This window comes from Ignavibacteriota bacterium (assembly GCA_016218045.1).
Classification (GTDB): domain Bacteria; phylum Bacteroidota; class Ignavibacteria; order SZUA-365; family SZUA-365; genus JACRFB01.
On record JACRFB010000067.1, the window covers coordinates 1 to 3,369 of the forward strand.

At 55.4% G+C, this 3,369-nt stretch carries 1 protein-coding gene; it reads right to left on the reverse strand.

Features of this window, described 5'->3' with window-relative positions; genetic code table 11:
* Positions 1-2,598 (reverse strand): right-handed parallel beta-helix repeat-containing protein (locus HY962_16905; GenBank protein ID MBI5648613.1); only part of this gene is annotated, 2,598 nt, incomplete at its 3' end.
* Between the last annotated feature and the right edge of the window lie 771 nt (positions 2,599-3,369).

Below are 3,369 nucleotides of genomic sequence, written 5' to 3' on the forward strand. Positions count from 1 at the left end.
CCAGGGCACCGCCACCTGTCCTTCCCACGTGTAGTAGGTGAAGGGGTTGGTGGCGAAGTCGACGCGGTAACGTGCCGGACCCTGCAGCCAGGTGGCGCGCAGGTTGGCGTTCGAGATGTAGCGGTTGAGGGCGCTGCGGTCGCCGTAGTTGACGATGCCGTCGTTATTGGCGTCACCCGGCCACACCACGCACGGTACCTGGCCCTGGGGCACGACGAGGAATACTTGCTCGCTCGCGACCTGGTCCACGTAGTTCTCGCAGGAGTTGTGCATGTTGAACACCACTTCCGCGCGGTACGTGTTGGGCGGCACTGTGTTCGGGATCACTATCGGTGAAATGCCGGAAGCGGGCTGTCCCTGCGGTTTGTTGACCTGGAACGAACCCTGGAAGACCAGCGTATTTGTCGTGACATCGTACAACTTCAATGACACGGTGAGTGTGAAGGCATTGATCGGGAAGGAACAACTGTAGTTGATGTACACTGTACCCGGAGCCGACACGTACGTCAGAGGCGATCCGTTGGCATCCTGAATCGATGCGGAGATCTTGTCGCGAAGAATGTAACAGGCCTCATCCGCACCCATGTACGGCAGGGCCCTGGGATCACCGTCGATATCGTCCGTGACTTCCGTGAGCATGGTTCCGACTAGCGCGGGATCACTCTGTGAGGCGCCGGACAAATGAAGGTCGCCGGTGTTTGGATCAGTGAAAGTGATCGTCTTGAATTTGGAATTCAATTCCCGCCCGCCACCGAGCAGCGTCTGCATGGCGCCGAGACTTGTGGCATACGAACCACCCAGGTAGGCGAGGTTCGTGCCCGTCGTGTAATGCGTGTTGTAGTCCATGTCGGTCAGGTACGAGTTCGCCAGGAAATAATAGCTCATTGCACCCGAGGTGGCGTAGAAGATGTTGTCCTTCACCTTGTTATCGTTGCCGTAATAGACGGTCAGAGCGCGCGAGCTGGTGCTCGTGCTGCGAAGGTGAATGGTGTTGTGGAAGACGTTTGTCCAGGAACCGTAATACAGCCAGATTCCGTAGGTAACCGAGCTTCCGCTGTTGAGGGATATGAAGTTGTTTGCGATGAGCGGCGCCGTGGCGGCATTGTTCGCAGCCGTGGATGTATAGATGTACATTCCGTAGCGGGTGCCCGTGGTCGAATTCGAGAACAGCTTGTTCCCTGTCACGCGGTATGCCCCGGTGAGATAGTACAGATAGAACAGGTAATTCGTTGAATAGGTGGATGTAAAGTTGAGGATGTTGTTCTTGATGATCGGTACATCCTGATAGTACATCGTCAGACCCATATAGTACTGGCCTGTGAACGTGTTGTTCTCGAAACGAGTGTTCGTTTCGCTCGAGGAGCCGTAGTAGTACGCGCCGTATGATCCGCTTTCAATCGAGTTGCCGATGAACGAATTGTTATGATCGGTAGTGCCCGACGGCGAATAAATAACGGCCTGGTATGTGGACGTCGTCGCTGCCGCGTAACCCTTCAGCACATTGTTCTGGAAGGTATTGTTGTCGGAATTGCCGCTGAACTGAACGGCAGCCGCATAGGTGGTGCCTTGTGTCTGGATCGTCATATCCTTGAACGTCACCCAGTCCGCGCCGCCCATGTTTACGGTGCCGAGATTGGTCGTCGAGGAAGAACTGTACTGAAGGATGACGGAGGTCTTGACACCGGATTCCGACTGGAACGTCACGGTATTGGTCGCAGATGTGCCGGCGATTGCTGGCAGGTCGACACGCTCGGTGTATGTTCCAGGTCGGACGTTGAACACAACGGGTCCGCAGACACCGTTCGCAACGAGATCCGCTGCCGCTGCAGCAAACGTGGTGTAGTTCGGCGATGCTCCACCGATGGTGAATGTACCGTTGAGCGAGGACTTACGGACCACCTGCACGGTATCGTTTTTATTTACAGTGTCAGCAATGCCATTGGGCATGGACGTCCATGCACGGATGGTGTACGAGACTCCCGGGAGAAAATTCTCGGTTCCGAGCGTCACCTGTGTGATGCGCGATGCGGCGGTAAGAGTGTCGAGCAGACCACTCCACGAATATGGCGTCTTGGGGGTCCCGTTCAGTGACCAATTGATGGTTGCGGATGTGAGCTGGTTGCTTCCGAAATTCTTGAGCGTCACTTTGACATCGTGTGTGCCCGCGCAGAAATTGTTCGGCGAGTCGATGGAGAGCACACCTGCATCGTTGGGTGCTGTGACGGTGGTGTAATAGAGTTCAACGCGTGAAATGGATCCGCCCGGTTCCTGCCAGACTGCACCGGCTGAGGTTCCTGCGTCGATGTTGCCCTGAAAGCCGAACCGTGTGAGTGTGACGGACTGTCCGGCGATCGTTGTGTTATACGGTCCGGCGGGTGTCGCGTACGAGTTGATCTGTCCGCGATATCCGAGTACGCCGATGATGTCACCGGCCTGCACGGGGATATTGCAGGAGATCATGCTGGTTCCGGAAACGCCGTACCAGTATCCCAGCGTATTGTAGTTCGTGGTTGTTGTCGAATACGTGGGCACGGCGACGTTCATGCGCATGACCTGTATCGACTGTGCACCCGTGCTCGCGTCAGTCGGGACGCGCATACCGACAATCGTAAAATTCACCGGGGCGGTGAACCAATAACCACGGACCATCCCGCTGTAGGGTGATCCGTGATTCGGGAGTGGCATCATAGTCTGTGCCGAAACACTCCCTGCACCAACTGTTACGAGCAAGGCCGCAACAAGCAAGGGGAAGACGAAGCCTCGACCGATGTCGAAAGCTCGCCTTTGGGTAGCTGTTGTCATCTCACACCTCCTAGGTATGTTTGTAATTTCGACGTCGAAATGCCTGTGAAGACTTCGCGCGGCCCGAAAAGAATTCTCCTCCAAAAATCCTGGACGGTTCATTCCGTTCGTCGTGGTAAATCAGCTATGTACCCAAAACGCGGGCAATATTCTGAAGTGGGGTATAATCGATAGGGTAATCCACGTATTGTGATATTCAATATTGGCAAATATTTGATTCTCTGTCAACATAATTATTCAGGATTTACGCGAGCCGGAGCGCTTCAGTACACGAGAATTTATGCAGCAAATAACCGTCGACGAGAGTGATCGGTGTTTTCTGCTCGTCTTCTGGAAATAGCAACGGGCGCGGCGAGAGCCGCGCCCGTTGCAGGGGAGAATATGAAAGCAGCGGCCGGAACGTGGATCCCACGGCCGGCCGGCCGTGTGTCGCAGGTGTTATTTCACGAGCGAGAGTTTGATCGACTTCGAGAAACCGATGCCGCTCTCGACGCCCGTCATGGTGATCGTGGCGATGTACTGGCCGCTCTCGAGCGTCGCCGCATCGAAGGTTGCCGTGTGTACGCC